The sequence below is a fragment of the Bradyrhizobium zhengyangense genome (assembly GCF_022012555.1).
Taxonomy (GTDB): Bacteria; Pseudomonadota; Alphaproteobacteria; order Rhizobiales; family Xanthobacteraceae; genus Bradyrhizobium; species Bradyrhizobium zhengyangense.
This window is the reverse complement of record NZ_JAKLTZ010000004.1, coordinates 165,689-190,568: the sequence shown is the minus strand read 5'-3', so window position 1 is coordinate 190,568 and position 24,880 is coordinate 165,689. Positions and strand designations below refer to the sequence as shown.

Genomic DNA, 24,880 nt, shown 5'->3' with positions numbered 1-24,880 from the left:
GGGTGTCGTCTTCCGCGACCATGCTGATCGTCTCATCCTAACGGCTGAGATTCGCGCGACTGACATCGCCGGCGAACGAGCGCCTATGCAGTTTGTGCCACGATGCGCGGGTCGCAGGCAGGAAGCGAGGGCACGCGCCGCGCGCGGCCGGCAAGCCGTGCCGCTAGTCGCCCTTGAGCATGTCCCTGAGCTCGCGGAACGGATCCGCGCTCGCCGGCGCCGAGGCGTCTTGGCGCATGGCGTTGTAGATTCGCGGCACCATGTCGACAGCCTGGTCGAGCCCCGAATCGCGTCCCGACTGGTACCCGCCCATCAGGCGAAGGTCGCGAGTGTCCTCGTATTTGGCGATCAGGGAGCGCAATTTGCTCACCAATTCGCGCTCCTCAGGGTCCCATACGTTGTGAGCAAGGCGCGAAACCGAGGCCAGCACGTCCACCGCCGGATATCGCGCCTGGTCGGCGATGTGCCTGGAGAGCACGATGTGCCCGTCCAGCGTGCTGCGGATGGTGTCGGCGATCGGTTCGTTGTGATCATCGCCATCGACCAGCACGGAGTAGATGCCGGTAATGGTCCCGGATCCTTCCTCGCCGGGTCCGGCGCGCTCCAAGAGCCGCGGCAGGTCGGTGAAGACCGTCGGGGCGTAGCCGCGGGCCACCGCCGGCTCGCCGGCCGCCAGCGCGACCTCGCGGGCGGCATGGGCGAAGCGGGTGATCGAATCGACGATGAGAAGCACCGATTCGCCGCGGTCACGGAAATATTCGGCCACTGCCATCGCCGTCTTTGGCGCCAGCCGTCGCATCATCGGGCTTTCATCGCCCGTCGATACGATGGTCACGGCGCGGTTGCGGTCGTTGCCGAGCACGTCCTCGATGAATTCGCGCACCTCGCGGCCGCGCTCGCCGACGAGCGCCAGCACGACGGTGTCAAAGCCCTGGCTGCGGGCGAGCATGGCAAGCAACGTCGATTTGCCGACGCCCGAGCCGGCAAAGATGCCGACGCGCTGGCCGGCGCAGATCGGCGCAAACAGGTCGATGACGCGGACGCCGGTGCGCAGCGGCTTGTGCACGCGCGCCCGCTTCATGGCCGGCGGCGCCTCCGCCTCGGCCGAAACGGCCCTCGACCCTGGCGTGAGCGGCCCTATTCCGTCCAGTGGCACGCCGAGCGCGTTGATAACGCGGCCCTTCCAGCTCGGACCCGGCGCGAACGACAGCGGCGGCATGCGGTAGGCGACCGCGCCGAGCCCGCCGGCGAAATGCCGGTCGAACGGCTTGGCCACGATGCCGTCGCTGTCGATCCGCACCACCTCGCCGATCTGGGGCTTGGCCCCGGTATTGACGCCGATCAGCTCGCCGAGCTTGACCGAGCGCGACAGGCCGGAGACACGAAAATGCGTCGGCGCGATCTCGGAGATCGCGCCGCTGATGCTTGCCAATGGCGTGCTCTGCTCGAGCTCGAGCATCGCCCACTCAAGTTGCCGAAGAGCGTTCAAGGAAACAGTCCACCCCAAAATTACGCGCGACGCGCACGTCTACTTGCTAGGATCGCCCAGCGTCTGGATTGCGTTGCGGAGCGCGCTCTCGGTGCCGTCGATCAGCGAGTTGGTGCTGTCGAAGGCGCGGGAGGCCGACATCAGCTTGGTCAATTCCATCATCGGATTGGCGCTGGAGCCCTCGACATAGCCTTGCTTAAAGCCATCGCGGCTGAAATCGGCGATGGCAGTCGCGGGCCGGTCGGGCGTGACGCCGGAATTGCCGTAGCGATCGAGATTGGCATCGGCGGGAATATTGAACAGGCCGATGGTGCCGATCTCGTTGTTGTCCTGGGTGATCGCGCCGCTGCGCGAGATCGAGACCGGTCCACCGTTGGGATCGAGCGTGAGCTGCGCGCCGCCGGAATCGATGACGGGGAAACCCGACACCGTCTGAAGGTCGCCATTGGCGGCGATCTGGAGGCGGCCGTCGCGGGTATAGACCGTGCCGTTGGGGCCGGCGAAGGCGATCCAGCCCTGTCCGACCACGGCGACGTCGAGCGGGTTGCCGGTCTCCGTGATGTTGCCTTGCTCGCGCGAGATGATGTTGTCGCCGGGCGAGGAGAACGCGACCGGGTTGGCGCCGGCCTTGGACAGCACCGTCTCGAATTTCACGACGTCGGTGCGAAAGCCCGACGTGTTGACGTTGGCGACGTTGTTGGCGATCGTCTGGAGGCGCTTCTCGAGCGCGACCTGGGCCGACAATCCGACGTAGAGAGCCGATTGCATGACTTACCTGCTGAACTTGATGTTCTGAAGTGTCGTGAGCATATCGGTGTCGAGACTTGCCGACGACGTCGAGGCGCCGGTGATCAGCACCAGCGCGGGGTTGGTCGAGCTATCACTCTGGGCCTGGGTCGCATCCCACATCGCCGCGAAGCGCTGCACGAATTTGGTCACCTTGGTCGGGTCCTTGAAATCGGCAAGGTTGATCTTGTCCGTGATCATCTTGGCCTGCATGTCGATATCGGACGAGCTGATCATCGACGACCAGCCCTCCGCGGTCTGCACCACCTGGGTCAGGGCCTTGTCGGCGAGGATCTGGTAGGGGCTCGTGATCGAGGCGGCCTTGCGCGTGAAATAGAGCGCCAGCCGCAGGCCCTCATTCTGGTCGCCGGCGTCCTGCTCCAGTGTCTGGGTGGCATACTGGCTGGTCGTGCCTGATGTGGCCGCGGTGCTCTGGGTCGCATTGGCGCCGAGCGCCGCGAAGTTGAAGGCGGCGGCGAACTCCCGGTAGCGGCTGTCGCTCAGCTTGTTGGCGAAGGTGTTCGATGTCGCGACGCCCTCGGTCAGCACTTTCCGCATTAACGCCTTGGCGTAAATCATGTCGTCCAGGCCGAAAGCCTTCATTGCATAGGAGTAGAGCTTATAGTTGTTCAGGAAATCGTCGATGCTCTTCACCTTGCCGATATTGGCAAGATAGTAGGCGGTATCGCGGCTGACGTCCGGTTGCTGCTCAACCTGCGTCAGCGACTTGCTCATGTCGGTTGTCAGCCTGGTGTAATCCGCGATCGTGGATAGCATGGCACGCGCCCCTCTGGTCGCTGCTGCGACATCGTCTCAAGCTGCCGCGAATTGCTTGCGCGGGGCTGGCGAGGCCGGAAGGGGTGTGCAAGCCAGCTTCGCGCAAGCGTCGCCAACTAGATATTCCCGATGGGATCGGCGATGGAGCGGCGCGTTGGGCAGTTTCGTGGGGATTGTCATCACGGTGGCAGCACTGCTTGGCGGATTTGCCGCCATGGGCGGGCACCTGGCCGTGCTGATGCAGCCGTGGGAGTTCGTGATCATCATGGGCACTGCGGTCGGCACCTTCATCGTGGCCAATCCGTGGAAGACGGTGGTGGATACCGGGGTCGCCTGCATGCAGGCCGTCACCGGCGCGGTGCCCGGCCAGCGCTATTATCTTGACCTGCTCGGCGCGCTTCATGCCTTGATGCGCGAGCTGCGCGGCAAGGGCCGTAACGAGGTCGAGGCACATATCGACGATCCCTCGTCCTCCGAGATCTTCAAGGCGTTCCCGAGCGTGCTCGGCGACTCGTCTCTGCTCCAGTTCATCTGCGACTATGTGCGCCTCATCATCATGGGCAATGCCCGTACCCATGAGATCGAGGCGCTGATGGACGAGGAGATCCACACCATCGTGAAGAGCAAGCTGACGCCCTATCATGCGCTGGTGGTGGTGTCGGAGGCGCTGCCGGCGCTCGGCATCGTCGCGGCGGTGCTCGGCGTCATCAAAGCCATGGGCGCGCTGGACCAGTCGCCAAAGCTGCTCGGCGGCTTCATCGGCGCGGCGCTGGTCGGCACCTTCGCCGGCATCTTCCTGTCCTACGGCATCATTTCGCCCTTCGCGCTGAAGATCAAGATGACGCGCGAGAAGAAGTGCCGGCCCTACATCATCGTCAAGCAGACCCTGCTGGCGTTCATGAACGGCGCCATGCCGCAGATCGCCGTCGAGCACGGCCGCAAGATGATCGCGAGCTCCGAGCGGCCGTCGATCGATGTCGTCGAGAACGAGACGATCGCGGGTCCCAAGGCCGTCGTGACCGACGCTGAACCCAAGGCTGCACGCGCATGAGGATGGAAGACGTCGAGGTCGATCAGCGCAAGCAGTTGCCGAACTACCTGCTGGACGCGGCCGGCATCTCGATCGAACGCATGCCGATGCTCAATGTGATCTTCGATCGCATGGCGGCATCGTGCACGGACAGCCTGCAGCCGATGGCCGGCACGCCCTGCTACTTCTCGGTCAACGGCATCACCAACGACCGCGTCGGCGACATTATCAAGGACTACGAAGGCAATGCGGTCGCCGCCGTGCTCTATGCCGAGCAGTGGGATTCGCGCGTCATTATCATGCTCGACCGTGACTTCGTGTTCACGATGGTCGAGGCGATGTTCGGCTCCGATGGCGCCGAGCCCCCGCTCGATGTCGAACGCACTTTCTCGAACATCGAGATCCGCCTGGTCCAGGCGCTGTTCGATCGGTTCGCAAAGGCGCTGCAAGCCGCTTTCGCCGGCACCTCCAACGTCACCTTCCGCGTCGAGCGGGTCGAGACGGCGATGGCGTCGCTGGCGATCGGGCGCAGCGGCAACATGTCGATCTGCGCGAACATCATGCTGCAGGCGCTCTATCGCGGCGGCCAGATGTTCCTCATCATACCGCACTCCGCGCTCAACCCGCTCAGGCAAAAGCTTGCCCACGTCGTCGTCAGCGAGGGCGGCGCAGCCGATCCGCGCTGGCGCGAGCAGATGGAGAGCGAAGTTCACCGCACCGAGGTGACGCTGAGCGCTGTGCTCGACGAGAAGATGATCGCCCTCGAGGACGTCGTCAAATTCAAGGTGGGGCAGATCCTGGAGCTCGAGGCCACGCCGCGCACGCTGGCGCGGCTCGAGAGCAACAACCAGGTGCTGTTCTGGTGCCAGATCGGCCAGCTCGATGGCTACTACGCCATGCAGGTGGCAGATCCCGTCGATCAGAAGCGGGAGTTCGTCGATGATATCCTATCTCGTTGATGCGGTGCTGCTGATCGCGCTGGCCTTCACCAGCATGCGGGTGACCCGGATGCACCGCGAGCTCGCGAAGCTGCGCAGCTATCAGGGCGAATTCTCGACCATCGTTCACGAGACCGCCGGCGCCTTCGACACCGTGATTACCGCGGCGCACGATTCCACCGCAAATCTGGGCCGGCTTGCCAATGTGTTGAGCGCGAAGATCGATCAAGCCCACGAGGCGATCGCGGCACTCGATGCACGCACTGGGCTGCAGGGCGCCGTGACCGCGAATGGTCCTGAGGCCAACAAGCATTAGGGCCCGAAGCGGCCGAAGAGTTAGATCGGAGCGTTGCGACGCTCCGGGAGCGGAACTACCAAGAGGCGATACCAGATGGCGCAATCCTTCGACTACGAATCCGCAACCGCATCCGACGATGCCGAGACCTCTCCACTCGAGCGGCTGGCGGAGATTGCCGCCCGCACCGCCGAGGAGACCGGCAAGTTCGCCAATGTGGATGCCATCATGCGCATTCCCGTCACCATGCAGGTGGTGCTGGGATCGGCCACCATCCCGGTGGCGAATCTGATGAAGCTCGGCCGTGGCGCCGTCGTCCCGTTGGATCACCGCGTCGGCGAGCCCGTCGACGTCGTGGTCAACGGCCGCGTCGTTGCCCGCGGCGAAGTGGTCGTCGTCGAGGAAGACAATTCCCGCTTCGGCGTCTCGCTGACCGAGATTGTCGGACCGCTGGGGCAGGGTGATTCCTGACCATGGCGGCACCGGTCGCTCCCATCAAGCAGCGCGGCGTTGCCACGCTGGGCGGAACGGAAAAGGTCGCGGCGCTGCTGCTGGCCATGGGCCGCCAAGCGGCCGCCAGCGTGCTCGCGCAGTTCGAGCCGCAGGACATTCGCATCGTCACCAAGGCCGCGGCCGAGCTGCGGCCGATCACGGCCCAGGAGCTCGAGTCGATCGTTGAGGAGTTCGCCCAGCAATTCTCGATGGGCGCCAACATTCTCGGCACCCTCGGCGGCCTCGAAGCCGTGCTCGGCGACGTGCTTCCGGCCGACCAGGTCACGGCAATCATGTCGGACCTGCTCGGCAATTCGAGCCGATCGGTGTGGGACCGTGTCTCGTCGGTGTCGGAAAACTCGCTGGCGACCTACCTATCGAAGGAGCATCCGCAGACCGCGGCGCTGATCCTGTCCAAGGTCAAACCGTCCTGCGCCGCCAAGGTGATGAGCCAGCTGCCGTCGAGCCTGCGCAACGAATTGATGCGGCGGGTGCTCAGCCTCAAGCCGATCGTCGACGATGCGATGAAGGTCCTCGAGAAGACTCTGCACGAAGACCTGACGCTCAACTTCGCCCGCAACCTCGGCGCGGATACCTACGCCCGCGTCGCCGACATCATCAACAAGATGGAGCGCGGTCATATCGAAGACATGCTGAAGAGCCTGTCGGAGAAGCGGCCGAAATCGGCCGAAGTGCTGAAGGAGCTGCTGTTCACCTTCGACGACGTCATCAATCTGGCGCCGAAGGCGCGCACCATGATCTTCGACCAGGTGCCGACCGATCGCATCGTCGTGGCGCTGAAGGGCACCGACAAGCATTTCCGCGAGTTGATCCTGTCGGCGGTCGCTTCGCGCGTTCGCCGCGTCGTCGAGTCCGAGCTCGCCATCGGCGAGCCGTCGAACCAGCGCGACGTGCTGGAGGCGCGCCGCGTGATCACCGATCTCGCGCTCGACCTCGCCGAGAAGGGTGAAATCGAGCTCAACCCCGATCAGGAGGACGAGCTGGTCTTCCGCTGACCGCTGAACGGGCATGGCAGAGACATCCGACCAGGAGAGCAAGACAGAAGAGCCGACCGAGAAGAAAGTCCGCGATGCGCTCGAACAGGGCAAGATTCCGGTCTCTCGGGAGGCATCCCTGTTCGCGTCCATCGCGGCGCTGATGGTGATTATGTCTTTCCTGATCGGCCAGGGCGTACAGCAGCTGACCCCGACCTTGAAGAGCTTTCTCGACGAGCCCGATGGCTTCCCTCTCAGCACCGGTGCGGACGCACAGAACCTGCTCACCGTGGTCGGCCTCGAGGCCCTGCGCTTCCTGGTGCCACCGGTCGTGATCCTGGCAGTGTTCGGGCTCGCAGCGTCGCTGCTGCAGAATGCGCCGCGCCTCGTGCTGGAGCGCATTCAGCCCGACTTCTCCCGGATTTCGCCGGCGAGCGGCTGGAGCCGAATCTTCGGAACTCAGGGTCTCGTGGAGTTCGCCAAGTCGATGTTCAAGCTCGTCTCGGTGACATCGGTCGTCTGCTTCGTATTGCGCTCGTCGGAGGCGAGGGCGTTCGAGGCGATGTACACCGATCCGGTCGCGTTGCCCGAGATGATCCTCACCATCGCGATGCGGATCGTGTCGGCGATCTGCATCGCGACGATCGTACTGGTCGCAATCGATCTCGCCTGGGCGCGCTTCCACTGGCGGCGCCAGCTGCGCATGACCAGGCAGGAGATCAAGGACGAGCACAAGCAGGCCGAAGGCGATCCGCTGATCAAGGCGCGCCTGCGTTCGCTCGCGCGCGACCGCTCGCGCCAACGCATGATCGCCTCCGTGCCGCGCGCGACGCTGGTGATCGCGAACCCAACGCATTTCGCGATCGCGTTGCGCTATAACCGCGACGAAAACCCGGCGCCGCTCGTGGTGGCCAAGGGCATAGACGTGATCGCGCTGAAGATTCGCGAGGTCGCCGAGCAAAGCAAGATCCCGGTGATCGAGAACAAGGCGCTCGCCCGCGCGCTCTACGAAGCGGTGCAGGTCGATCAGGTGATCCCGGCCGAATTCTTCCGCCCCGTCGCCGAGATCATCTATTTCCTGCAATCGAAGCAGGCGCCGCGGCCCGCGAAGGTTCAGTAGAATCCCTGGGATGGTGCTCCGCGCAACAGCTTGACGAAAGCTTAACGCTCTAGGGTTCTTTCCAATGAACCAAAATGGGGCCGTCGTGGGACCACTGTTTCTCTTCGAACTCGCATCGTCGCAGGCACGCTGGCTCGAGCTTCGTCAGTCGACCATTGCCACCAACGTTGCCAATGCCAATACGCCGGGCTTCAAGGCGCGCGATGTCGAACCGTTCAACAAGGTGCTCGATGCGGTGCCGGTAAGGCTGGCCACGACCTCGCCCGCCCACATGCAGCTGTCCCCCGCCGAAACCGACACGCGGGCCACCGCCAAGAAGGACAGCTGGGACGTCGTCCACTCCGGAAACTCCGTGAGCCTGGAGCAGGAAATGATCAAGGGTAGCGACGTCAATCGCGACTATTCGATGAATTCGGCGATCGTGCGCTCGTTCAATCGCATGGTCCTGACCAGCGCGAAGACCTGAGGTGAACCGACATGCTTGACCCTCTATCGGCTTCATTGACCGTCGCGAGCTCGGGGCTCGAGGCACAATCGACGCGCATGCGCGTCGTCTCAGAAAACCTCGCCAATGCGACCTCGACCGGGCGCAGCGCGGGGGCCGACCCCTATCAGCGCAAGACCATCACCTTCGATGCCGCGCTCGATCGGGCCTCCGGCACACAGCTGGCGAAAGTCAAGGAAATCGGGGTCGACACCACGCCGTATCGCGTCGAGTACGACCCGGGTCATCCCGCTGCCGACAAGGCCGGCTACGTCAAGATGCCCAACGTCAACATGATGATCGAGATGGCGGACATGCGCGAAGTCAATCGCTCCTATGAGGCCAATCTCCAGGTCGTGAAGCAGGTGAGATCGATGCTCGGCATGACCATCGATCTGCTGAGGAGCTGACAATGCTGGAAGCAATTTCATCCACCGCGATCACCGCAGGGCAGGCGGCCTCTCGCGCCAGCGAGACGCGGACCATCGCGCCTACGGGAACGTCCGCGGTTCAATCCGCCGACGATGTCGGCTTCGATTCCGTGATGAAGCAGGTGACCACGGACGCGATCGGGACGCTGAAGACGGGCGAGGCAGCGTCGATCTCGGCGATGCAAGGCAAGGAATCGACGCGAAGGGTCGTCGAGGCGCTGATGTCGGCCGAGCAGGCCTTGCAGACGGCGGTCGCGGTTCGCGACAAGGTCGTGCAGGCCTACCAGGAAGTCGTTCGGATGTCGATTTGATCTGAAGGAGTGACCTAAGTGAAATCGCTCGCCATCGCGGCAACGGGCATGAATGCCCAGCAGACCAACATCGAAGTCATCGCGAACAATATCGCCAACATCAACACCACGTCGTTCAAGCGCGCGCGTGCGGAATTCACCGATCTGTTCTACCAGATGGACCGCATGCAAGGCGTCGCAAACGTGAACGGCTCGTCGCCGATTCCGGAGGGCGCAAATCTCGGTCTTGGCGTCAAGTCGGCGGCGATCCGCAAGCTGCACATCCAGGGCGCGCTGACGCAGACCGGCAATCCGTATGATCTCGCGATCAATGGCCGGGGCTGGTTTCAGGTGCTGGGCCCGAACAACGAGGTGCAATACACCCGCGCAGGTTCGTTCAACACCAATGCCACCGGCCAGCTGGTGACGATGGACGGCTATCTGCTCGATCCCAACATCACGGTGCCGCAGGGCACGGTGCAGGTCACGGTCAATCAGACCGGGCAGGTGTTCGCCAAGCTGGATACGGAGGTCAATCCGCGCCAGATCGGCCAGCTCAACCTTGCCAATTTCGCCAACGAGGCAGGCCTCGAGCCGCTCGGCAGCAACCTTTATCGCGAGACCACAGCGTCGGGTGCGCCGGTGGTTGGCCTGCCCGGCGATGCCGGTTACGGCAAGATCAACCAGCAATATCTCGAAGCCTCGAACGTCGATCCCGTCAAGGAGATCACCGAATTGATCTCGGCACAGCGCGCCTACGAGATGAATGCCAAGGTCATCCAGGCGTCGGATGACATGGCCCAGACGGTATCGAAGGGTCTCAGTCGCTAGTTCGGTGTGTCCATGTTGAACAGGGTAGGCCTGATCGTGCGCGCGTTGGCCGCCGCGCTGCTGGTTCTCGTCTTCACGCGGTGTGCCGCCGCAGACGAGAAGCGGCTTCCCGTGCCGGCGGTATCGATCCGCGCCGGCGAGCTGATCAGGGAGGACATGATCACCGAACGCAACTTTGATCAGAACGCGCTCGGTGTCGCGATGTTCGTCGAAGGGCGTCAGGTCCTCGTCGGCCGGATGGCACGACGGGCGCTGTTGCCGGGCCAGCCGATCCCCACGAATTCAGTGGAGGATCCCTGGACCATCGCCCGCGGCGCCATGGTGAAGGTGGTTGTCGAAGACTCCGGCTTGTCGATTGTGACGTACGGATCGGCGATGCAATCCGGTGCGCCGGGTTCGCTCATCACCGTGCGAAACACCGACACGGGCGTGATCATCAGGGCCATCGTCCAGCCGGACGGCACTGTCAAGGTTGCTGACGGAACATGACCAGAGTCCTGATCGCGCTCCTGCTGATCTTCTCCGCCGCCGGCGCCCACGCTGCCGTCCGTATCAAGGACATCGCGGACATCAAGGGCCTGCGTGAGAACCAGATCGTAGGCTACGGCCTTGTGATCGGCCTCAACGGCACCGGCGACACTCTGCGCAACGCGCCGTTCACGGAACAATCGTTGCAGTCGATGCTCGAGAACATGGGCATCAATGTCCGCAACGAGACGAGCAGCACGACTAATCAGTCGCGGCCGACGACCCTGCGTACGCGCAATGTCGCAGCCGTGATGGTGACCGCGGACCTGCTGCCTTCGATCGGCCCGGGCGAACGGATGGACGTCACGGTGTCGTCGCTGGGCGATGCGACCTCGCTGCTCGGCGGCACGCTGGTAATGACGTCGCTGCGCGCGGCCGATGGTGCGGTCTACGCGGTGGCGCAAGGTGCGGTCACCGTCGCCGGCTACAGCGTCGGAGGCCAGGCCCAAAACCTCAGCCAGGGCACGCCGACCGCGGGCCGCATTCCGAATGGCGCTCTGGTGGAGCGCGAGGTACAGGGCAGTCTCCACGAGATGGAGTTCCTGGTGCTCGAGCTGAAGAACCCCGATTTCGTCACCGCGACGCGGATCCTCGATGCCGTCAACCGCTATGCCGGTGGACGGTACCGTGCCCAGATCGCCTTTGAGCGCGACTATCGGACGATCGTGCTGTCCAAGCCGCGCTATGTCGGCCCCGTTCGCTTTCTCGCCGAGATCGGAGAGCTCACCGTCGAGCCAGACACGCCGGCGCGGGTTGTGATCAATGAACGTACCGGCACGGTGGTTATCGGGCGCGACGTTCGGATATCGACTGTCGCCGTCACGCACGGCAACCTGACGGTTCGTGTCACCGAACTGCCCGTCGTGTCCCAGCCGGCGCCGTTCTCGCAAGGCCAGACGGTCGTCGTACCCCAGACCGTGGTCGAAGCCAACGAGGCTGGATCGCAGGTGGCGATCCTGAGCGGTGTCGATCTCCAGCGTCTTGTGCGCGGATTGAACCAGATCGGACTGAAACCATCAGGCATCATCGCGATCCTCCAGGCTATCAAGACGGCCGGCGCGCTGCAGGCTGAAGTCATCGTGCAATGATGCATAAGCGTCGTGCAAGCTTGGTCGCTCAATGCTCAGGTCCTGACCGAGAATCGCACGCGGGCCGATGCTGAAGCTGGATCACAAAGCGCAACTCCTTCTGGCGACGGTGTTCGTGCTCGCGAACACATTGCCTGCGTTCGCGCTCGACGAACCGAAGCCGTCAAAGCCGCTCAATCTGCTCTCGTTTGCACGCGCCCGTGCGCCCGGACCGCAGAAGGCGCATGCGCAGGCTACGTCTGTTCCAGGCGATAATTCGCGGGCCACGGCCTGGGCGGCTGAGGATGCAGGGCCTGCAACCACCGGCGCAGTGCCGGAGGCGGCTCCTCCAGCACCGGCTCCCGCACCTCTGCCGACGCGTCCGGCGAAGTCCGGCAGTGTCACGGCGCCGCCGAAACCAGCGCCCGCCCAGGCTGGCGCGCCTCCGGACAACGAAGTGGCGCTATTCTGTAGCAATGTGGCCGATCCCGCCGTCGACGCCAGGCTCGCCTGGCAGCTGAAGGAGCTGGAGAAAGCCGAAAGCCTGCTGCGGGAGCGGATCGCGGAAGTCGAGGCCAAGCGGGTCGAGTACGAGAAGTGGATGGAGTTGCGCGACGACTTCCTGAAGAAGGCCGAAGCAAGCGTCGTCGAGATTTATTCGCGCATGAAGCCCGACGCGGCCGCGACCCAGATCGCCGGCATGGCGGACGAGACTGCCGCGGCGGTTCTCGCAAAGCTGAGCCCGAGGAGCTCGAGCGCAATTTTCAACGAGATGGAGACCGGGCGCGCAGCGCATCTTGCTGACCTGCTCGGTGGAATGCGTCGCGTGGATGACGGGAAGACCAAGTAAATGAAGACGCCGTTCCTCATCCTGTCGCTGTTGCTCCTTGCCGGGTGCTCCCATGATCCCGCGGAGATCCTGACCGGCCCGAAACTGTCGCCCGTGGGCAGCGGATTGAGGACGCCAGCCGAGCCTATTCCGGTGACGCCCCGCATGCGCACGCCCGTCAGTTATCGCTCGACGTGGGACGACGGCACCGATCTCTATCGCGATCCCCGTGCGCGCCGCGTCGGCGACGTCGTGACAGTGATCATCTCGATGCAGGACAAGGCCAAGCTCGACAACAAGACCGGCCGCTCGCGCGATTCGCAGGTCCAGTTCGGGCTGAACTGGCTGATGGACGTCGCGGGATGGCAGGACAAGGGCCAAGCCAACGCCAACCTCAACACCAATACGCAGATCAAAGGCAACGGTCAGATCGACCGCTCCGAAGACATCAAGCTTTCCATCGCGGCCGTCGTCACCGACGTGTTGCCAAACGGAAATATGATGATCAGCGGCTCGCAGGAATTCGGCATCAACACGGAGATGCGCGTGCTCAATGTCGGCGGCATCGTGCGTCCACGGGATATTTCGCGGACCAACACGATCTCCTACGAGAAGATCGCCGAGGCGCGCGTCTCCTATGGCGGCCGTGGAAATCTGTCTGACGTGCAGCAACCAGGATGGGGACACCGGATCTATGATGCCGTGGCACCGTTCTGAGGCTCACGCGTCATGGAAGCAGGGGGCGTCATGCGCCTGATCGCAGCCATCGTCGTGCTGACCCTGGTCGCGATTGGCGCCGGCGCGCTTGCGGGCCTGCATCTGTTCGCTGCTGCCGAGCGCGTCGCCGATGCAAAGAAAGGCGCCATCCCGCCTCCGATTGCGTCGAGCTATTCAGGCAGCGCGCGGCTCAGAAAGCTGTCGCCGATCGTGACCAATCTTGCGGCGCCGGCCAACAACTGGGCCCGGGTCGAGGCCTCCATGGTGACCGACAGCATGAGTGACGAGGATGCCGGCATCCTCGCTGCCCATATCAGCGAAGACATCGTCACCTATCTGCGGTCAGCTTCGGTGACGCAGTTCGAAGGCACGCGCGGACTTCAGCATTTGCGCGATGACCTGTCCGAACGCGCCAGCATCCGCTCGTCCGGCAAGGTCCGCGAATTGATCATTGAGACGTTGGTGATCCAGTGAAATTGAAAGTCCTGCTGCTCGCGTTGTTGCTGGTTGTGCTGCCCGAAGTGGCATTCGCCCAGATCCCGGATCTCAACTCGCTGTTGCCGCCGGGCAATGGCTCGACCAGCGGCCGCATCATCCAGCTGATGGCGCTGCTGACGGTGCTGTCCGTCGCACCGGGATTGCTCATCATGGTGACGAGCTTCACGCGGTTCGCTGTGGCGCTGTCGTTCCTGCGCGCCGGGCTCGGCCTTCAGACGACGCCTCCGAACCTCGTGCTGATCAGTCTCGCACTGTTCATGACCTTTTACGTCATGGCGCCGACGTTCGATCGTGCCTGGGAGACCGGCGTGCAGCCGCTGATGAAGAACGAGATCTCGGAGGAGGACGCCTATCTGAAGATCAGCGATCCGTTCCGCGAGTTCATGCTGGCACACGTCCGTGACAAGGATCTGCAGACGTTCGAGTCGCTCGCAGCGGAAAGCTTCCGCAAGAAGTTCGACGACAAGCGCGTCGATATGCGCGTCATCATCCCGGCCTTCATGATCTCCGAGCTCCGGCGTTCGTTCGAGATCGGCTTCCTCATCATCCTGCCGTTCCTCGTCATCGACATGATCGTGGCGACGCTGACCATGTCGATGGGCATGATGATGATGCCGCCGTCGATCCTCGCGCTACCGTTCAAGGTGCTGTTTTTCGTGCTGATCGACGGGTGGAATCTGCTTGCCTCGGGATTGGTCCGGTCGTTCTCTTGAGAGCGGTCATCGGTCCACCGGAATCGTTAAGGTTAGTAAAGAGTAATATTAACCATATGATTTTGCTGAAGAATTCAAGCTGGCCTTAATTCGGAAGCAAGATTCGGCGTGTTAGCGATGCGGCACGGCGGGTTGGACCCCACCCACATTCAGTCCAAAGGCATGATGCCGCCCCTCCGTACCGGTGAAAGCCCGGTATGTCCCCTCGTGAAAATGTAACGCGTACATAAAGGGACATTCGCAATGTCAAGCCTGCTTACGAACTCGACCGCGATGACCGCTCTCCAGACCCTCCGGTCTGTGAGCTCGCAGCTCGCCACCACGCAGACCCGCATCTCCACCGGTCAGCGCGTCTCGACCGCTTCGGACAACGCCGCCTACTGGTCGATCGCAACCTCGATGCGCGCCGACAACGCCGCGCTCTCCGCGGTCTCCGACTCGCTCGGTCTATCGGCCGCGACGGTCGACACCGAATATACAGCTCTGACGTCCGTTGTCGGTGACAGCAATGGCGGCCTCACCAAGCTGCAGTCGCTGCTGGTCGAAGCCAAGACGGCTGGTATCGACCGCACCAAGATCCAGGCGGACGTCACCCAGATCCAGCAGCAGATGCAGGCGACCGCGTCTGCGGCGACCTTTAACGGCGTGAACTGGCTCAGCACCACGACGGCCACCCCGACGACGGTCGACCTGGTGTCGTCGTATTCCCGTGTCGGCGGCACGCCGACCACCGGCGCCATCACCCTGACCGTTGCCAACTACTCGCTCTACACCTCGTCCACCAGCGGCATCCTCGACAAGGTGAGCGGCGGTGCGTCGGTCAACACGATCGACATCAGCACGCTGACTGACTCGGCAGCCGACCAGACCACGCTCGATGGCTACATCGCGCAGGTCACTGGCGCGATCAACTCCGTGGCTTCGGCTGCCGCGAACCTTGGCGCCGTTAAGAACCGTATCTCGACCAACACCGACTTCGTGAAGTCGCTGATGGACTCGGTGACCCGCGGTATCGGCCAGCTCGTTGACGCCGACATGAACCAGGAGTCCACCCGCCTGTCGGCCCTCCAGGTCCAGCAGCAGCTCGGCGTTCAGGCGCTCTCGATCGCCAACAGCAGCAGCCAGAGCATCCTGTCGCTGTTCCGCTAAGACTGACGACGATCTGAGGGGGCCGCGCTTCTCGCGAAGCGCGGCCCTTTCGTTTGACGTGACGTCCAGGGCACGCCGCAACTTTGGCTTCCCTGTTGCGGTAAGGACACAGAGCCACAAGCCTCGCACAAGCTTCGAGCGCTACGGTCGCCGTACGACAGGTTGGGCCCTCAACGCTATTGCGCAGCCCAAAGGCATGACGCCGCCCTGTCGTACCGGTGCAAGTCCGGTATGTCCCCAAAACAACTCGATCTTCAAAGGGACATCAAAATGGGTTCTAGCCTTCTCACCAACTCCGCCGCCATGACCGCGCTGCAGACGCTGCGCAACGTCAGCTCCAGCCTGCAGACCACCGAAAACCGGATCTCGACCGGCCAGCGCGTCGCCACCGCGTCGGACAACGCCGCCTACTGGTCGATCGCAACCTCGATGCGCGCCGACAACGCCGCGCTCTCCGCCGTCTCCGACTCGCTCGGTCTGTCGGCCGCGACCGTCGATACCGAATATACCGCTCTCACCGCGGTCGTCGGTGACAGCACCGGCGGCCTCACCAAGCTGCAAGCGCTGCTGGTCGAAGCCAAGACCGCCGGCATCGACCGCACCAAGATCCAGGCCGACATCACCCAGATCCAGCAGCAGATGAAGGGCACCGCCAATGCGGCAACCTTCAACGGCGTGAACTGGCTGAGCACGACGACGGCGACGCCGGCGACCTTCGACCTGGTGTCGTCGTTCTCCCGCGTCGGTGGCACGCCGACCATCGGCTCGATCACGCTGACGATCTCGAACTACTCGCTCTACACCTCGTCCACCAGCGGCATCCTGGACAAGGTGAGCGCCGGTGCGTCGGTCGACACGATCAGCATCAGCACGCTGACCGACTCGGCGGCCGACCAGACCACGCTCGATGGCTACATCGCGCAGGTCACCACTGCGATCAACTCGGTGGCTTCGGCTGCCGCCGATCTCGGTGCCGTCAAGAACCGCATCGCGACCAATACCGACTTCGTCAAGACCCTGATGGACTCAGTCAACCGCGGTGTCGGCCAGCTCGTCGACGCCGACATGAACGCGGAATCCACCCGCCTGCAGGCGCTGCAGACCCAGCAGCAGCTCGGTGTCCAGGCGCTCTCGATCGCCAACCAGAACAGCCAGAGCATCCTCTCGCTGTTCCGCTAAGTCTGAAAACGATCTGAGCGAGCCGCGCTTCTCGCGAAGCGCGGCTCTTTCATTTCGGGGTACGTTGTTCGCGCGGGAGAAGAATATCGATTTGGCGCCTCGAACTGCCGCTCCAGTCCAGTACGGTCACAGCGCCACAAGCTTCGCGCAAACTTCGCGTGCTATCGCCGCCGTTACGACAGGTTGAGCGCGCTTTTCTGCAGCCCAAAGGCATGATGCCGTCCCGTCGTACCGGTGCAAGCCCGGTATGTCCCAACAATTTCAGTTCGTTTTCAGGGGACGCCAAAACATGAGTTCTAGCCTTCTCACCAACTCCGCCGCCATGACCGCGCTGCAGACGCTGCGCAACGTCAGCTCCAGCCTGCAGACCACCGAAAACCGGATCTCGACCGGCCAGCGCGTCGCCACCGCGTCGGACAACGCCGCCTACTGGTCGATCGCAACATCGATGCGCGCCGACAACGCCGCGCTCTCCGCCGTCTCCGACTCGCTCGGTCTGTCGGCCGCGACCGTCGACACCGAATATACCGCGCTGACCGCCGTGGTCGGTGACAGCACCGGCGGCCTCACCAAGCTGCAGTCGCTGCTGGTCGAAGCCAAGACCGCCGGTATCGACCGCACCAAGATCCAGGCCGACATCACCCAGATCCAGCAGCAGATGAAGGGCACGGCCGCGGCAGCGACCTTCAACGGCGTCAACTGGCTGAGCACGACGACGGCGACGCCCGCGACCTTCGACCTGGTGTCGTCGTTCTCGCGCGTCGGTGGAACGCCGACCATCGGCTCCATCACGCTGACGATCTCGAACTATTCGCTCTATACTTCGTCGACCAGCGGCATCCTGGACAAGGTGAGTGCCGGCGCATCAGTCGACACGATCAGCATCAGCACGCTGACCGACTCGGCAGCCGACCAGACCACGCTCGATGGCTACATCACGCAGGTCACTGCCGCGATCAACTCGGTGGCTTCGGCCGCCGCCGACCTCGGCGCTGTCAAGAACCGCCTCGCGACCAACACGGACTTCGTCAAGACCCTGATGGACTCGGTGACCCGAGGCGTGGGCCAGCTCGTCGACGCCGATATGAACGCGGAATCCACCCGCCTGCAGGCGCTGCAGACCCAGCAGCAGCTCGGTGTTCAGGCGCTCTCGATCGCCAACCAGAACAGCCAGAGCATCCTCTCGCTGTTCAAGTAAGCTTCGGCTTCGAAAGCGACCGTGCTCCCCCGGGAGCACGGTCCCGCGGTGATCGGCGGACGTGACGGCACATGATGTGCGCGCAATTGATTTCCTGACGTCGGACGTCAAGGCAACGCGCCGTCCGCGTCGGCGCTCGCGCCTCGCCGTCGAATCGGTTGCGGCGTCCGAACTTCCAGTAAAATTGCAACGCCTCGCCCGCGAAGCGACATATTCGCGTGTTCGCGCAACCTTCAGACAAGGTTGGCAGCGGAGTGTCCTCACCATTCGCATTGGTACGAGGTCACATGCTCAGTCGCGCGCAGCTACAGCAGCTGCTCAACAATCTGCTGGAACTTGGGCCGCGACGTCTGATGGCCTTGGGATTGATCGGTTTCGCCGTCCTCGTCACCGTGGTCGGCGGCGCCTATTATCTGAGCCGGCCGGAATTCGAAACGCTTTACACTGGTCTCACGCGCGAAGACGTGACGCGCATCGGGGCCGCGCTGCGCGAGCAGAACATCAGCTTCGACATCAATGCGGCCGGCGATGCCGTGTCGGTGCGACCGAGCCAGACCGCGCAGGCGCGAATGCAGCTCGCCGAGAAGGGGCTGCCGACGAGCGCCAATTCCGGTTACGAGCTGTTCGACAAGATCGGTTCGCTCGGGCTCACTTCGTTCATGCAGGAGGTCACCAAGCTGCGGGCACTCGAAGGCGAGATCGCACGCACCGTACAGCTGATGAAGGGCGTCAAGGCGGCGCGGGTGCACATCGTGATGCCGGTGCGCGGTTCGTTCCGCGCGACGCAGCAACCGCCTTCTGCATCGGTCGTGCTGCGCACCGATGGTGCGATCGAGGCGCGGACGGCGCAGTCGATCCGCCACCTCGTCGCGGCCGCCATTCCCGGCATGACGCGCGACAAGGTCACGGTGCTCGATGCCGACGGCTCGATGTTGCTGGCGGAAGAAGACGAAGCCAGTGCCGCACCGACCAAGATGGCAAGCCTTCAGAAGACCGTCGGCGGAATGGTGCAGGAGAACATCCGCAAGGCGTTGACGCCCTATCTGGGACTGGACAATTTCGAGGTCAGCGTCTCGCCGCAGCTCTCGACCGACAAGCGCCAGATCAACGAGACCGTCTACGATCCAGAGACACGCGCCGAGCGTTCCGTACGCAACGTTCGCGAAAACGAGAAGTCATCGAACGCCGACCGCTCGACGCCGACGACCGTCCAGCAAAACCTGCCGGACCAGCAGGTTAATGCAGGCGGCACCAAGAACTCCAGCGAAGACAAGACCCGTCGCGAAGACGTCACCAATTTCGAGGTCTCGTCCAAGACCACGACGACGGTCAGTGACGGCTATTCGGTCAAGAAGCTCTTCATTGCCGTGCTGGTCAACCGGGCGCGGCTGGTCGCCGACCTCGGCGACAAGACCAACCAGGCCATCGTCGACAGCAAGCTCGCCGAGATCAGCCAGCTGGCGGCAACCGCCGGCGGACTGGACAAGGCGCGCGGCGACCAGATCCAGGTGACGGCGGTCGACTTCGTGGAAGGCTCGCGCGATCCGGCGCCGGTTCCGCCGATCAGCTTTGTCGAGATGATGAACAAGCAACTCGGCAGCGTGATCAACGCGGTGACGATCCTGGCCGTCGCTTCCATGCTGGTCTGGTTCGGGCTTCGGCCCGCGGTCAACGGCATCCTGACCCATCGCGCGGCGCAGGAGCAGAGCGAGGCGGCCGAAGCCGCTGAGCTTGAAGCTGCCACGGCCCTCGCCTTGGCCGACAGCCAGGACTCCGAGCTCAACCTTGTCGAGGATCTCGAAGGCAAGATGCAGCGCACGCCGCAGAAGCGGCTGGAGCAGATCGTCCGCCTCGATCAGATGCAGGCGGCAGCAATCCTTAAGGACTGGATGCGACGCGAGGAGGCGGCATGAACGCGGCAATCGGAAAACTGCTGACGCAATTCGACGCCAATGGGCGGACCAAGTTACCGCCGCCTCCGCCGCCCAATATTCAGGATGTGCTGACGAAGAAGGAGGTCCGGCGCGAGCCGCAGCCTCAACCACAGCGTCAGGAACGCCAGGCGCAATCGCAGTCGCAACTTCATCCGCCGCCCGCGCCGGAAGCAGCACCGGTCAACCTTCTCGAAGACGCTTATCGGCGCGGCCATGCTGCAGGTGTTGCGGAGGGCGAAGCCAAGCTCGCCGAAGAGCGAGTCCGCAGCGCGATCCGGCTGGGCGAGGAGCGAGCCAAGTGGTCCGACCAGCAGGCGGTCGCGATCGTCAACGGTTTCGACGCCGCCTGCCGCGAGATCGAGAGCAACATCGCAAGCTCGGTGGCTCGGATATTGCTGCCGTTCCTCGCTGAAGCGGTCCGCGACAAGGCGATCGGATCCCTGGTCGAGCAGATCGCGGCGTTGACTTCGAACTCGCCCGTGTCGGTGTTCCGCGTCATCGGACCCAGCGAGCTCATCGATCTCGTCAGGACGCAGCTCAATCTGGCCGGCCGTACCGGCATCGAATACCAGTCCGCCGACACTGTCGAGGTGCGCGTCCTCGCCGATCAGACCACGATCGAGACGCAGATCTCGACCTGGGTCGACCGGCTGAACGAGGCGCGCCGGTAGTTGCACCATGGAAGAAGTCAAGCACGAGTTCGTTATCATCCGCAGGCGGAGCGCCTTCGAAGACGAGAAGGCGCACGGTGGCGTCTGGAAGATCGCCTATGCGGACTTCATGACCGCGATGATGGCGTTCTTTCTGGTGATGTGGCTGATCAACGCGCTGAACCAGGACCAGAAGCAGGTGGTCGCGAGCTATTTCAACCCGATCAAGCTTGCGGAGAACGCGCCTGCGCCGAAGGGCCTGAAAGATCTGTCCAAGAAGGAGCCGACGAATTTCGACGGTCAGGACGGCAAGCGCCAGCCGGCCGGCCCGAACGAGGAGCGTCGCGGCGACTCGCCGACCGCCGAGAAGCCGCCCTTCTACGAAGAGAAGGTCCTGTTCCGCGATCCCTACGCGACGCTCGCCGAAATCGCGGCAAGCTCCAACCAGGCCTCCGGCCAGCGGCGCGCCGGCGCCTTGACCTCTGCGGAAGAGGACGGCCTCAAGGGCGGCGACGCCTATCGTGATCCGTTCGACCCCGGTTATTGGAAGCTTGCGCCCGAGGCGTCGAAGGAAGCTGACAGGATCATGGAGGGCGAGCCGAAGACGAGTGCTTCGGCGCGTGACAATCCGGCCAACACAAATCAGGGCGAGCCGCGCCGTGGCAGGACCGATGATGCCGGCGGCAGCGTGGCTCCCGACGCTCAGGCGTCGTCCACGAGCATGTCGCCGCTGCTGCCGCCGGGGCCGGCCCCATCATCGTCTGCGCGCGACGCGGGCGTGCAGCCGAGCCCGCAAGCGAATGTCCGGGCCAACGCCGCGCCGCAGGCGCGCCCGACCGATGCCTCGAAGGAGCCCGAGGCGCGCGACACCGCCCAGACCCAGCAACCGACCGTGAAGCAGCTTCAGTCCGCGATTGCTGATGCGCTGTCGGACATCAAGGCCGGCGCCGGGCCGGTCGCCGAGGTCCGCCAGGTCGAGGAGGGCCTGCTGATCAGCCTGACCGATGATGCGAGTTTCGGAATGTTCGCAGTCGGCTCGGCCGAGCCGCGGCCTGAACTGGTCCGCGTCATCGACAAGATCGGCCCGCTCATCGCGAAGCGTCGCGGCATGATCATCGTCCGTGGTCACACCGACAACAGGCCCTACAAATCGGACAATTACGACAATTGGCGGCTGTCCACGGCGCGCGCGCAGATGGCTTACTACATGCTGGTCCGCTCCGGCATCGATGCGCAGCGGATCGAGCATGTCGAAGGATATGCCGACCGGCGGCCAAAACTTCCGCACGATCCTGGGGCTGCGCAAAATCGACGGATCGAGATCCTGATCCGGGAGAAGCATCCTTGACCAGACCGCTGCTCCGCACTGTGCTGTTGATGCTGTTGTCGCTGGCGGCGACCCGTGCCTTTTCCGATCCAGCGCCATCGTCCGGCGAGCCTTATGAGCTCGTCCGCGCGCTGCAGGCGGTACAGGACGGCATCGCCAATGGCGATACCGCGGCGCATGGCAGCCACATCGCACTGATCCGCCAGATTGGCGAAAAATTTCTCGCCGCAAATCCGACCGTGTGGAGCAGCCCACAGAACGGTCAGGCGCTCGTGATCTATCTGCTGTCCGGCGGCGCGCCACAGATCGTCCGCAAGCTGCCGCGCGACAAGATCAACGTCGACAAGGCGCTGTTTGACGGCGCGCTCGCTTATGTCGAGGGACGGCAGGACGAGGCGAGGGAGCTGCTCAAGGATGTCAAGCCGCGGACGATCGCGTCCGGCATGGGCGGGCAGGTGGCGCTGGTCCAGGGCGCGCTGTTCGCCCGGTCCGAGGCCTCGCTCGCGATCGAGCGTCTGGACGATGCACGCCTGCTGCTGCCCGGTACGCTGGTCGAAGAGGCGGCGCTGCGGCGCGAGATCCTTCTGGTCGGGCAGGCCGAGGATTTCGACAAGTTCGAGTTCCTGACGCTGGCCTATATCCGTCATTACCGTAACTCGGTCTATGCAGGCGATTTCTGGCAGCGTTTCTCCACGGGCCTGACGCAATCGAATCTTGCGCTGGACGATCGTCGCTTTGCACGGGTCTCGGCGCTGCTGGAACAGGTCGATCGCGCCAGCCGCCTCAAGCTCTATCTGGTGATCGCGCGCGGGGCGCTGATCCGTGGCAAGCTCGCCGTCGTCAGCCTCGCGGCCGAGCGAGCGCTGACGCTCAGCGCCGACGCCACGCCCGATCGGGAGCGAGCACATTTCTATCGCGGCGCATCCCGCGCGCTCACCGACGAATATGACGGCGGCTTTGCCGAGCTGAAGGCGCTCGACCGGTCGAAGCTGGCGGAGCGCGATGTCCTGCTCCTCAACGCAACCCTCCAGCTCGCCCTCGACATTCGCAAGTCGATCACGGGTCCGGCTGCCGTCATGACGGCCGACAAGCCGCCGCCGACGCCGGCACGGATCGATCTCGCCTCGTCGAACGCGATGCTCGCGCGTGCGAAGTCGCAGCTCGGCGAACTGGAGCTTCTCACCAGGGATCACCGCCCATGACCAAGCTCAGTGGAACCTCCGGACAACTCTTCGCTGGTCTCGCCGAAAGCCTTGCGCGCGGGGTGACCCGGTCGACGAAAGGCGCGGCAACATCAGGCGCCAAGACCGCCGACGATTCCTCGTTTCACGATCTGCTCCACACCGTCTCGAACATGGCCAAGCGGGCCTTGGACGATCAGGGAGCTGACACGACCGCGAAGGCTGCCCCAGCACGCCCGCGCGTGACCCAGTTGACCGAGCGTGACACGTCGAAGGACGAACCGGTGCATGAACGCACCGAGGAGACCAAATCGTCGAACAAGCATGAGCAGGTCGATCAGGTCGCGAAGTCGGATGTCTCGACCAGATTGGGCCTTCCGGCGATCATGGGGCAGGAGCTTGCCGCCGCGCAGGCGGTGACAGTGCAGACACCACGGCCGTCCGGCGAAAAGAGGGAGGCGTCGACCCGGGACGAGCGTCCCTCGGTGGCGAAGCAAGGTATTGGCGACGCAAAGGCGGCGGCAGACGTCGGCCAATTCACCTCCGCTCCTTCGGCTATGGCACGTTCCGGCGGCGATACGTCCCACGCGCACGGACAGCCAGCCGCAGGCGCACAGGCTGCGGCGATGTCACAGGGAAGCGCCGTTCAGACGAATGCCATACCGGCAACACCGGGCTTCGAAGCCGTCGCAGCGAATGTCGAGCGTGCCGCAAAGTCTGCGGGCCGCGACGCCTTGCCTGAGACGACCAAGGTCACGGTGGTTCAGCAGGAGACCCATCTGCCTCCCGTGGGACAGTTGAGCGCGACCCAGCAGGTCGCAAACGCCGTCGTGTCGGAGCTCAAGGACGCGCCCGCGCCGGCGGCGTCCGCCGCGACAGATATCGCGGGCGCACAGAACAATTCTCCGGATCGGCCGCTCAAGATCCTCACCGTCAATCTCGAGCCGCCTGATCTCGGCAATGTCACCGTGCGTCTTCGTCTCGTCGGCAACGAGGTGTCGGTTCAGCTTGCCGCCGAACGCAAGGACACCAGCACGATGCTGGATCAGCAGCGCGACCAGATCCGCGACCTGATGCAGTCGGCGGGTTATGTCGCCGACGTCGCGCCGGTGCAGCACGGTTCGCTCGACGGATTCCAGGCCGGGTCGGGCCAGTCGCAGCAGCAACTCTCGGGCCAACAACAGCAATCATCGCAGTCGCAAAGCGCGTTCGGCGGTGCGGGCACGTCGGCCGGTCAGTCCGACAGCGGCCCCAGGCAAGCCCGGCAGAACCAGCAGCCCAACCAGGAGGCACGCCATGACCAGGACGTGGCGCCGCAGTCTCGTCGCGGCCCTGTTTATCTGTGACGTCGGCGCCGCCGCGGCGGCGACGGACACCGTGCGACCTTGCGAGCGCGAGATGGCGCGCGCCTCGCAGCAGCACGGAATTCCGCTCGGCATTCTCTATGCCGTCGGCCTCACCGAGACCGGCCGTCGCGGCGCGCTCTATCCCTACGCGCTCGGTGCCGAAGGCCAGACCGTGTTCGCCAAGGACATGGACGATGCGATCGCGAATTTCGAGGCGATGCGGGCCAGGGGCATCAAGTTGATCGATCTCGGCTGCATGCAGATCAACCATTATTTTCACGGCGACAAGTTCACATCGGTGCGGGCGATGTTCGATCCGGCGAAGAATGTCGACTACGCCGCGCGCTTCCTGAAAGAGCTGAAGCAGCGCGAGGGAAGCTGGACCATGGCGGTCGCCCGCTACAATGCCGGTCCGAACAATCAACCGGCGCAGAAGCGCTACGTCTGCCACATCGTTGCGCATCTCGTCTCCAGCGGCTTCGGCGCGTGGACCGACAAGGCGCGCTCGTTCTGCCAGCCGAAGACGACGTGAGCTGACGAAGCCATCGTATGAAGTTGTGCATCGCCGCCAACCATCAGCCCCGCGCAAGCAAGACCCCCCATTGT

Annotated in this window: 28 protein-coding genes; 25 read left to right on the top strand and 3 right to left on the bottom strand. The window is 63.9% G+C overall.

Annotation, left to right across the window (positions count from 1 at the left end; all coding sequences use genetic code 11):
* Window positions 1-163: 163 nt before the first annotated feature.
* From fliI to L6639_RS16430, 3 genes are read right to left on the bottom strand one after another with little or no spacing between them, the layout of a single operon-like run.
* Window positions 164-1,489, bottom strand: coding sequence for a flagellar protein export ATPase FliI (gene fliI, locus L6639_RS16440; RefSeq protein ID WP_237862765.1), 1,326 nt, complete (start codon window positions 1,487-1,489; stop codon window positions 164-166).
* Between the two features lie 39 nt (window positions 1,490-1,528).
* Complete coding sequence (gene flgF / locus L6639_RS16435; RefSeq protein WP_237862763.1) at window positions 1,529-2,257, bottom strand: flagellar basal-body rod protein FlgF; 729 nt, start codon at window positions 2,255-2,257, stop codon at window positions 1,529-1,531.
* Between the two features lie 3 nt (window positions 2,258-2,260).
* Window positions 2,261-3,052, bottom strand: coding sequence for a DUF1217 domain-containing protein (locus tag L6639_RS16430; protein WP_237862761.1), 792 nt, complete (start codon window positions 3,050-3,052; stop codon window positions 2,261-2,263).
* Window positions 3,053-3,206: 154 nt separating this feature from the next.
* Here L6639_RS16430 and motA point away from each other — a divergent pair, with 154 nt between their 5' ends.
* The 25 genes from motA to L6639_RS16305 all read left to right on the top strand — a co-directional run bounded on the left by motA (window position 3,207) and on the right by L6639_RS16305 (window position 24,806).
* The gene (gene motA, locus L6639_RS16425) at window positions 3,207-4,103 is read left to right on the top strand and encodes a flagellar motor stator protein MotA (protein ID WP_237862760.1); all 897 of its coding nucleotides are present in this window, start codon (window positions 3,207-3,209) and stop codon (window positions 4,101-4,103) included.
* Window positions 4,100-5,041 carry a flagellar motor switch protein FliM gene (locus L6639_RS16420; protein WP_237862759.1) on the top strand — a complete coding sequence of 314 codons (942 nt, stop codon included), beginning with the start codon at window positions 4,100-4,102 and terminating at the stop codon, window positions 5,039-5,041. The genes motA and L6639_RS16420 overlap by 4 nt, the downstream gene beginning before the upstream one ends.
* Window positions 5,022-5,336, top strand: coding sequence for a hypothetical protein (locus L6639_RS16415; protein WP_237862758.1), 315 nt, complete (start codon window positions 5,022-5,024; stop codon window positions 5,334-5,336). The genes L6639_RS16420 and L6639_RS16415 overlap by 20 nt, the downstream gene beginning before the upstream one ends.
* 75 nt (window positions 5,337-5,411) lie before the next feature.
* Window positions 5,412-5,786 (top strand): flagellar motor switch protein FliN, encoded by a 375-nt coding sequence (gene fliN, locus L6639_RS16410; RefSeq protein ID WP_237862757.1) that lies wholly within the window; start codon window positions 5,412-5,414, stop codon window positions 5,784-5,786.
* A 2-nt stretch (window positions 5,787-5,788) separates the two neighbouring features.
* Window positions 5,789-6,823, top strand: a complete 1,035-nt coding sequence (locus L6639_RS16405) for a flagellar motor switch protein FliG (RefSeq protein ID WP_128950035.1) — start codon at window positions 5,789-5,791, stop codon at window positions 6,821-6,823.
* A gap of 13 nt (window positions 6,824-6,836) precedes the next feature.
* Window positions 6,837-7,922: a flagellar biosynthesis protein FlhB gene (gene flhB / locus L6639_RS16400; RefSeq protein ID WP_237862756.1), complete on the top strand. Its 1,086-nt coding sequence runs from the start codon at window positions 6,837-6,839 to the stop codon at window positions 7,920-7,922.
* A 64-nt stretch (window positions 7,923-7,986) separates the two neighbouring features.
* Window positions 7,987-8,388 (top strand): flagellar basal body rod protein FlgB, encoded by a 402-nt coding sequence (gene flgB / locus L6639_RS16395; RefSeq protein ID WP_237862755.1) that lies wholly within the window; start codon window positions 7,987-7,989, stop codon window positions 8,386-8,388.
* Window positions 8,389-8,399: 11 nt separating this feature from the next.
* A complete protein-coding gene (gene flgC, locus L6639_RS16390; RefSeq protein WP_237862754.1) occupies window positions 8,400-8,816 on the top strand; it encodes a flagellar basal body rod protein FlgC in 417 nt (138 codons plus the stop codon).
* Between the two features lie 2 nt (window positions 8,817-8,818).
* Complete coding sequence (gene fliE, locus L6639_RS16385) at window positions 8,819-9,148, top strand: flagellar hook-basal body complex protein FliE (protein ID WP_237862753.1); 330 nt, start codon at window positions 8,819-8,821, stop codon at window positions 9,146-9,148.
* An 18-nt stretch (window positions 9,149-9,166) separates the two neighbouring features.
* Window positions 9,167-9,958 (top strand): flagellar basal-body rod protein FlgG, encoded by a 792-nt coding sequence (flgG, locus tag L6639_RS16380; protein ID WP_237862752.1) that lies wholly within the window; start codon window positions 9,167-9,169, stop codon window positions 9,956-9,958.
* A gap of 12 nt (window positions 9,959-9,970) precedes the next feature.
* Window positions 9,971-10,447 carry a flagellar basal body P-ring formation chaperone FlgA gene (gene flgA / locus L6639_RS16375; RefSeq protein WP_237862750.1) on the top strand — a complete coding sequence of 159 codons (477 nt, stop codon included), beginning with the start codon at window positions 9,971-9,973 and terminating at the stop codon, window positions 10,445-10,447.
* Window positions 10,444-11,574 (top strand): flagellar basal body P-ring protein FlgI, encoded by a 1,131-nt coding sequence (gene flgI, locus L6639_RS16370; RefSeq protein ID WP_237862748.1) that lies wholly within the window; start codon window positions 10,444-10,446, stop codon window positions 11,572-11,574. The genes flgA and flgI overlap by 4 nt, the downstream gene beginning before the upstream one ends.
* Before the next feature lie 67 nt (window positions 11,575-11,641).
* Entirely contained in the window at window positions 11,642-12,403 is a 762-nt protein-coding gene (locus L6639_RS16365; protein WP_237862743.1) for a MotE family protein, read from the top strand.
* A complete protein-coding gene (gene flgH, locus L6639_RS16360) occupies window positions 12,404-13,099 on the top strand; it encodes a flagellar basal body L-ring protein FlgH (RefSeq protein ID WP_237862742.1) in 696 nt (231 codons plus the stop codon).
* A gap of 30 nt (window positions 13,100-13,129) precedes the next feature.
* Complete coding sequence (locus L6639_RS16355; protein WP_237862740.1) at window positions 13,130-13,573, top strand: flagellar basal body-associated FliL family protein; 444 nt, start codon at window positions 13,130-13,132, stop codon at window positions 13,571-13,573.
* The gene (gene fliP, locus L6639_RS16350) at window positions 13,570-14,310 is read left to right on the top strand and encodes a flagellar type III secretion system pore protein FliP (RefSeq protein WP_237862738.1); all 741 of its coding nucleotides are present in this window, start codon (window positions 13,570-13,572) and stop codon (window positions 14,308-14,310) included. The genes L6639_RS16355 and fliP overlap by 4 nt, the downstream gene beginning before the upstream one ends.
* Before the next feature lie 243 nt (window positions 14,311-14,553).
* Window positions 14,554-15,459 carry a flagellin N-terminal helical domain-containing protein gene (locus tag L6639_RS16345; protein ID WP_237862737.1) on the top strand — a complete coding sequence of 302 codons (906 nt, stop codon included), beginning with the start codon at window positions 14,554-14,556 and terminating at the stop codon, window positions 15,457-15,459.
* Window positions 15,460-15,729: 270 nt separating this feature from the next.
* A complete protein-coding gene (locus tag L6639_RS16340; RefSeq protein ID WP_237862735.1) occupies window positions 15,730-16,638 on the top strand; it encodes a flagellin N-terminal helical domain-containing protein in 909 nt (302 codons plus the stop codon).
* Window positions 16,639-16,927: 289 nt separating this feature from the next.
* Window positions 16,928-17,836 (top strand): flagellin N-terminal helical domain-containing protein, encoded by a 909-nt coding sequence (locus tag L6639_RS16335; protein ID WP_237862733.1) that lies wholly within the window; start codon window positions 16,928-16,930, stop codon window positions 17,834-17,836.
* A gap of 287 nt (window positions 17,837-18,123) precedes the next feature.
* Window positions 18,124-19,749 carry a flagellar basal-body MS-ring/collar protein FliF gene (gene fliF, locus L6639_RS16330; RefSeq protein ID WP_237862732.1) on the top strand — a complete coding sequence of 542 codons (1,626 nt, stop codon included), beginning with the start codon at window positions 18,124-18,126 and terminating at the stop codon, window positions 19,747-19,749.
* Window positions 19,746-20,441 (top strand): hypothetical protein, encoded by a 696-nt coding sequence (locus L6639_RS16325; RefSeq protein ID WP_237862731.1) that lies wholly within the window; start codon window positions 19,746-19,748, stop codon window positions 20,439-20,441. Before fliF ends, L6639_RS16325 begins: the two co-directional genes overlap by 4 nt.
* A gap of 7 nt (window positions 20,442-20,448) precedes the next feature.
* Entirely contained in the window at window positions 20,449-21,768 is a 1,320-nt protein-coding gene (locus L6639_RS16320; RefSeq protein ID WP_237862729.1) for a MotB family protein, read from the top strand.
* Entirely contained in the window at window positions 21,765-22,949 is a 1,185-nt protein-coding gene (locus tag L6639_RS16315) for a chemotaxis protein (RefSeq protein ID WP_237862727.1), read from the top strand. Before L6639_RS16320 ends, L6639_RS16315 begins: the two co-directional genes overlap by 4 nt.
* On the top strand, window positions 22,946-24,274 hold the full coding sequence (gene fliK / locus L6639_RS16310) for a flagellar hook-length control protein FliK (protein ID WP_237862726.1): 1,329 nt from the start codon (window positions 22,946-22,948) through the stop codon (window positions 24,272-24,274). Before L6639_RS16315 ends, fliK begins: the two co-directional genes overlap by 4 nt.
* On the top strand, window positions 24,225-24,806 hold the full coding sequence (locus L6639_RS16305) for a transglycosylase SLT domain-containing protein (RefSeq protein ID WP_237862725.1): 582 nt from the start codon (window positions 24,225-24,227) through the stop codon (window positions 24,804-24,806). Before fliK ends, L6639_RS16305 begins: the two co-directional genes overlap by 50 nt.
* The last annotated feature ends 74 nt before the right edge of the window (window positions 24,807-24,880 follow it).

Excerpts from the sequence above, each read along its gene's own strand:
- L6639_RS16335 (WP_237862733.1), top strand. The coding sequence starts at position 16,928 with ATGAGTTCTAGCCTTCTCACCAACTCCGCCGCCATGACCGCGCTGCAG.
- L6639_RS16345 (WP_237862737.1), top strand. The coding sequence starts at position 14,554 with ATGTCAAGCCTGCTTACGAACTCGACCGCGATGACCGCTCTCCAGACC.
- fliK (WP_237862726.1), top strand. The coding sequence starts at position 22,946 with ATGACCAAGCTCAGTGGAACCTCCGGACAACTCTTCGCTGGTCTCGCC.
- L6639_RS16430 (WP_237862761.1), bottom strand. The coding sequence starts at position 3,052 with ATGCTATCCACGATCGCGGATTACACCAGGCTGACAACCGACATGAGC.
- L6639_RS16325 (WP_237862731.1), top strand. The coding sequence starts at position 19,746 with ATGAACGCGGCAATCGGAAAACTGCTGACGCAATTCGACGCCAATGGG.
- flgF (WP_237862763.1), bottom strand. The coding sequence starts at position 2,257 with ATGCAATCGGCTCTCTACGTCGGATTGTCGGCCCAGGTCGCGCTCGAG.
- L6639_RS16420 (WP_237862759.1), top strand. The coding sequence starts at position 4,100 with ATGAGGATGGAAGACGTCGAGGTCGATCAGCGCAAGCAGTTGCCGAAC.
- flgI (WP_237862748.1), top strand. The coding sequence starts at position 10,444 with ATGACCAGAGTCCTGATCGCGCTCCTGCTGATCTTCTCCGCCGCCGGC.
- flgC (WP_237862754.1), top strand. The coding sequence starts at position 8,400 with ATGCTTGACCCTCTATCGGCTTCATTGACCGTCGCGAGCTCGGGGCTC.
- flgH (WP_237862742.1), top strand. The coding sequence starts at position 12,404 with ATGAAGACGCCGTTCCTCATCCTGTCGCTGTTGCTCCTTGCCGGGTGC.
- L6639_RS16320 (WP_237862729.1), top strand. The coding sequence starts at position 20,449 with ATGGAAGAAGTCAAGCACGAGTTCGTTATCATCCGCAGGCGGAGCGCC.
- L6639_RS16355 (WP_237862740.1), top strand. The coding sequence starts at position 13,130 with ATGCGCCTGATCGCAGCCATCGTCGTGCTGACCCTGGTCGCGATTGGC.
- flgB (WP_237862755.1), top strand. The coding sequence starts at position 7,987 with ATGAACCAAAATGGGGCCGTCGTGGGACCACTGTTTCTCTTCGAACTC.
- fliE (WP_237862753.1), top strand. The coding sequence starts at position 8,819 with ATGCTGGAAGCAATTTCATCCACCGCGATCACCGCAGGGCAGGCGGCC.
- fliN (WP_237862757.1), top strand. The coding sequence starts at position 5,412 with ATGGCGCAATCCTTCGACTACGAATCCGCAACCGCATCCGACGATGCC.
- L6639_RS16340 (WP_237862735.1), top strand. The coding sequence starts at position 15,730 with ATGGGTTCTAGCCTTCTCACCAACTCCGCCGCCATGACCGCGCTGCAG.
- L6639_RS16405 (WP_128950035.1), top strand. The coding sequence starts at position 5,789 with ATGGCGGCACCGGTCGCTCCCATCAAGCAGCGCGGCGTTGCCACGCTG.
- L6639_RS16365 (WP_237862743.1), top strand. The coding sequence starts at position 11,642 with ATGCTGAAGCTGGATCACAAAGCGCAACTCCTTCTGGCGACGGTGTTC.
- L6639_RS16305 (WP_237862725.1), top strand. The coding sequence starts at position 24,225 with ATGACCAGGACGTGGCGCCGCAGTCTCGTCGCGGCCCTGTTTATCTGT.
- flhB (WP_237862756.1), top strand. The coding sequence starts at position 6,837 with ATGGCAGAGACATCCGACCAGGAGAGCAAGACAGAAGAGCCGACCGAG.
- L6639_RS16415 (WP_237862758.1), top strand. The coding sequence starts at position 5,022 with ATGATATCCTATCTCGTTGATGCGGTGCTGCTGATCGCGCTGGCCTTC.
- flgA (WP_237862750.1), top strand. The coding sequence starts at position 9,971 with ATGTTGAACAGGGTAGGCCTGATCGTGCGCGCGTTGGCCGCCGCGCTG.
- fliF (WP_237862732.1), top strand. The coding sequence starts at position 18,124 with ATGCTCAGTCGCGCGCAGCTACAGCAGCTGCTCAACAATCTGCTGGAA.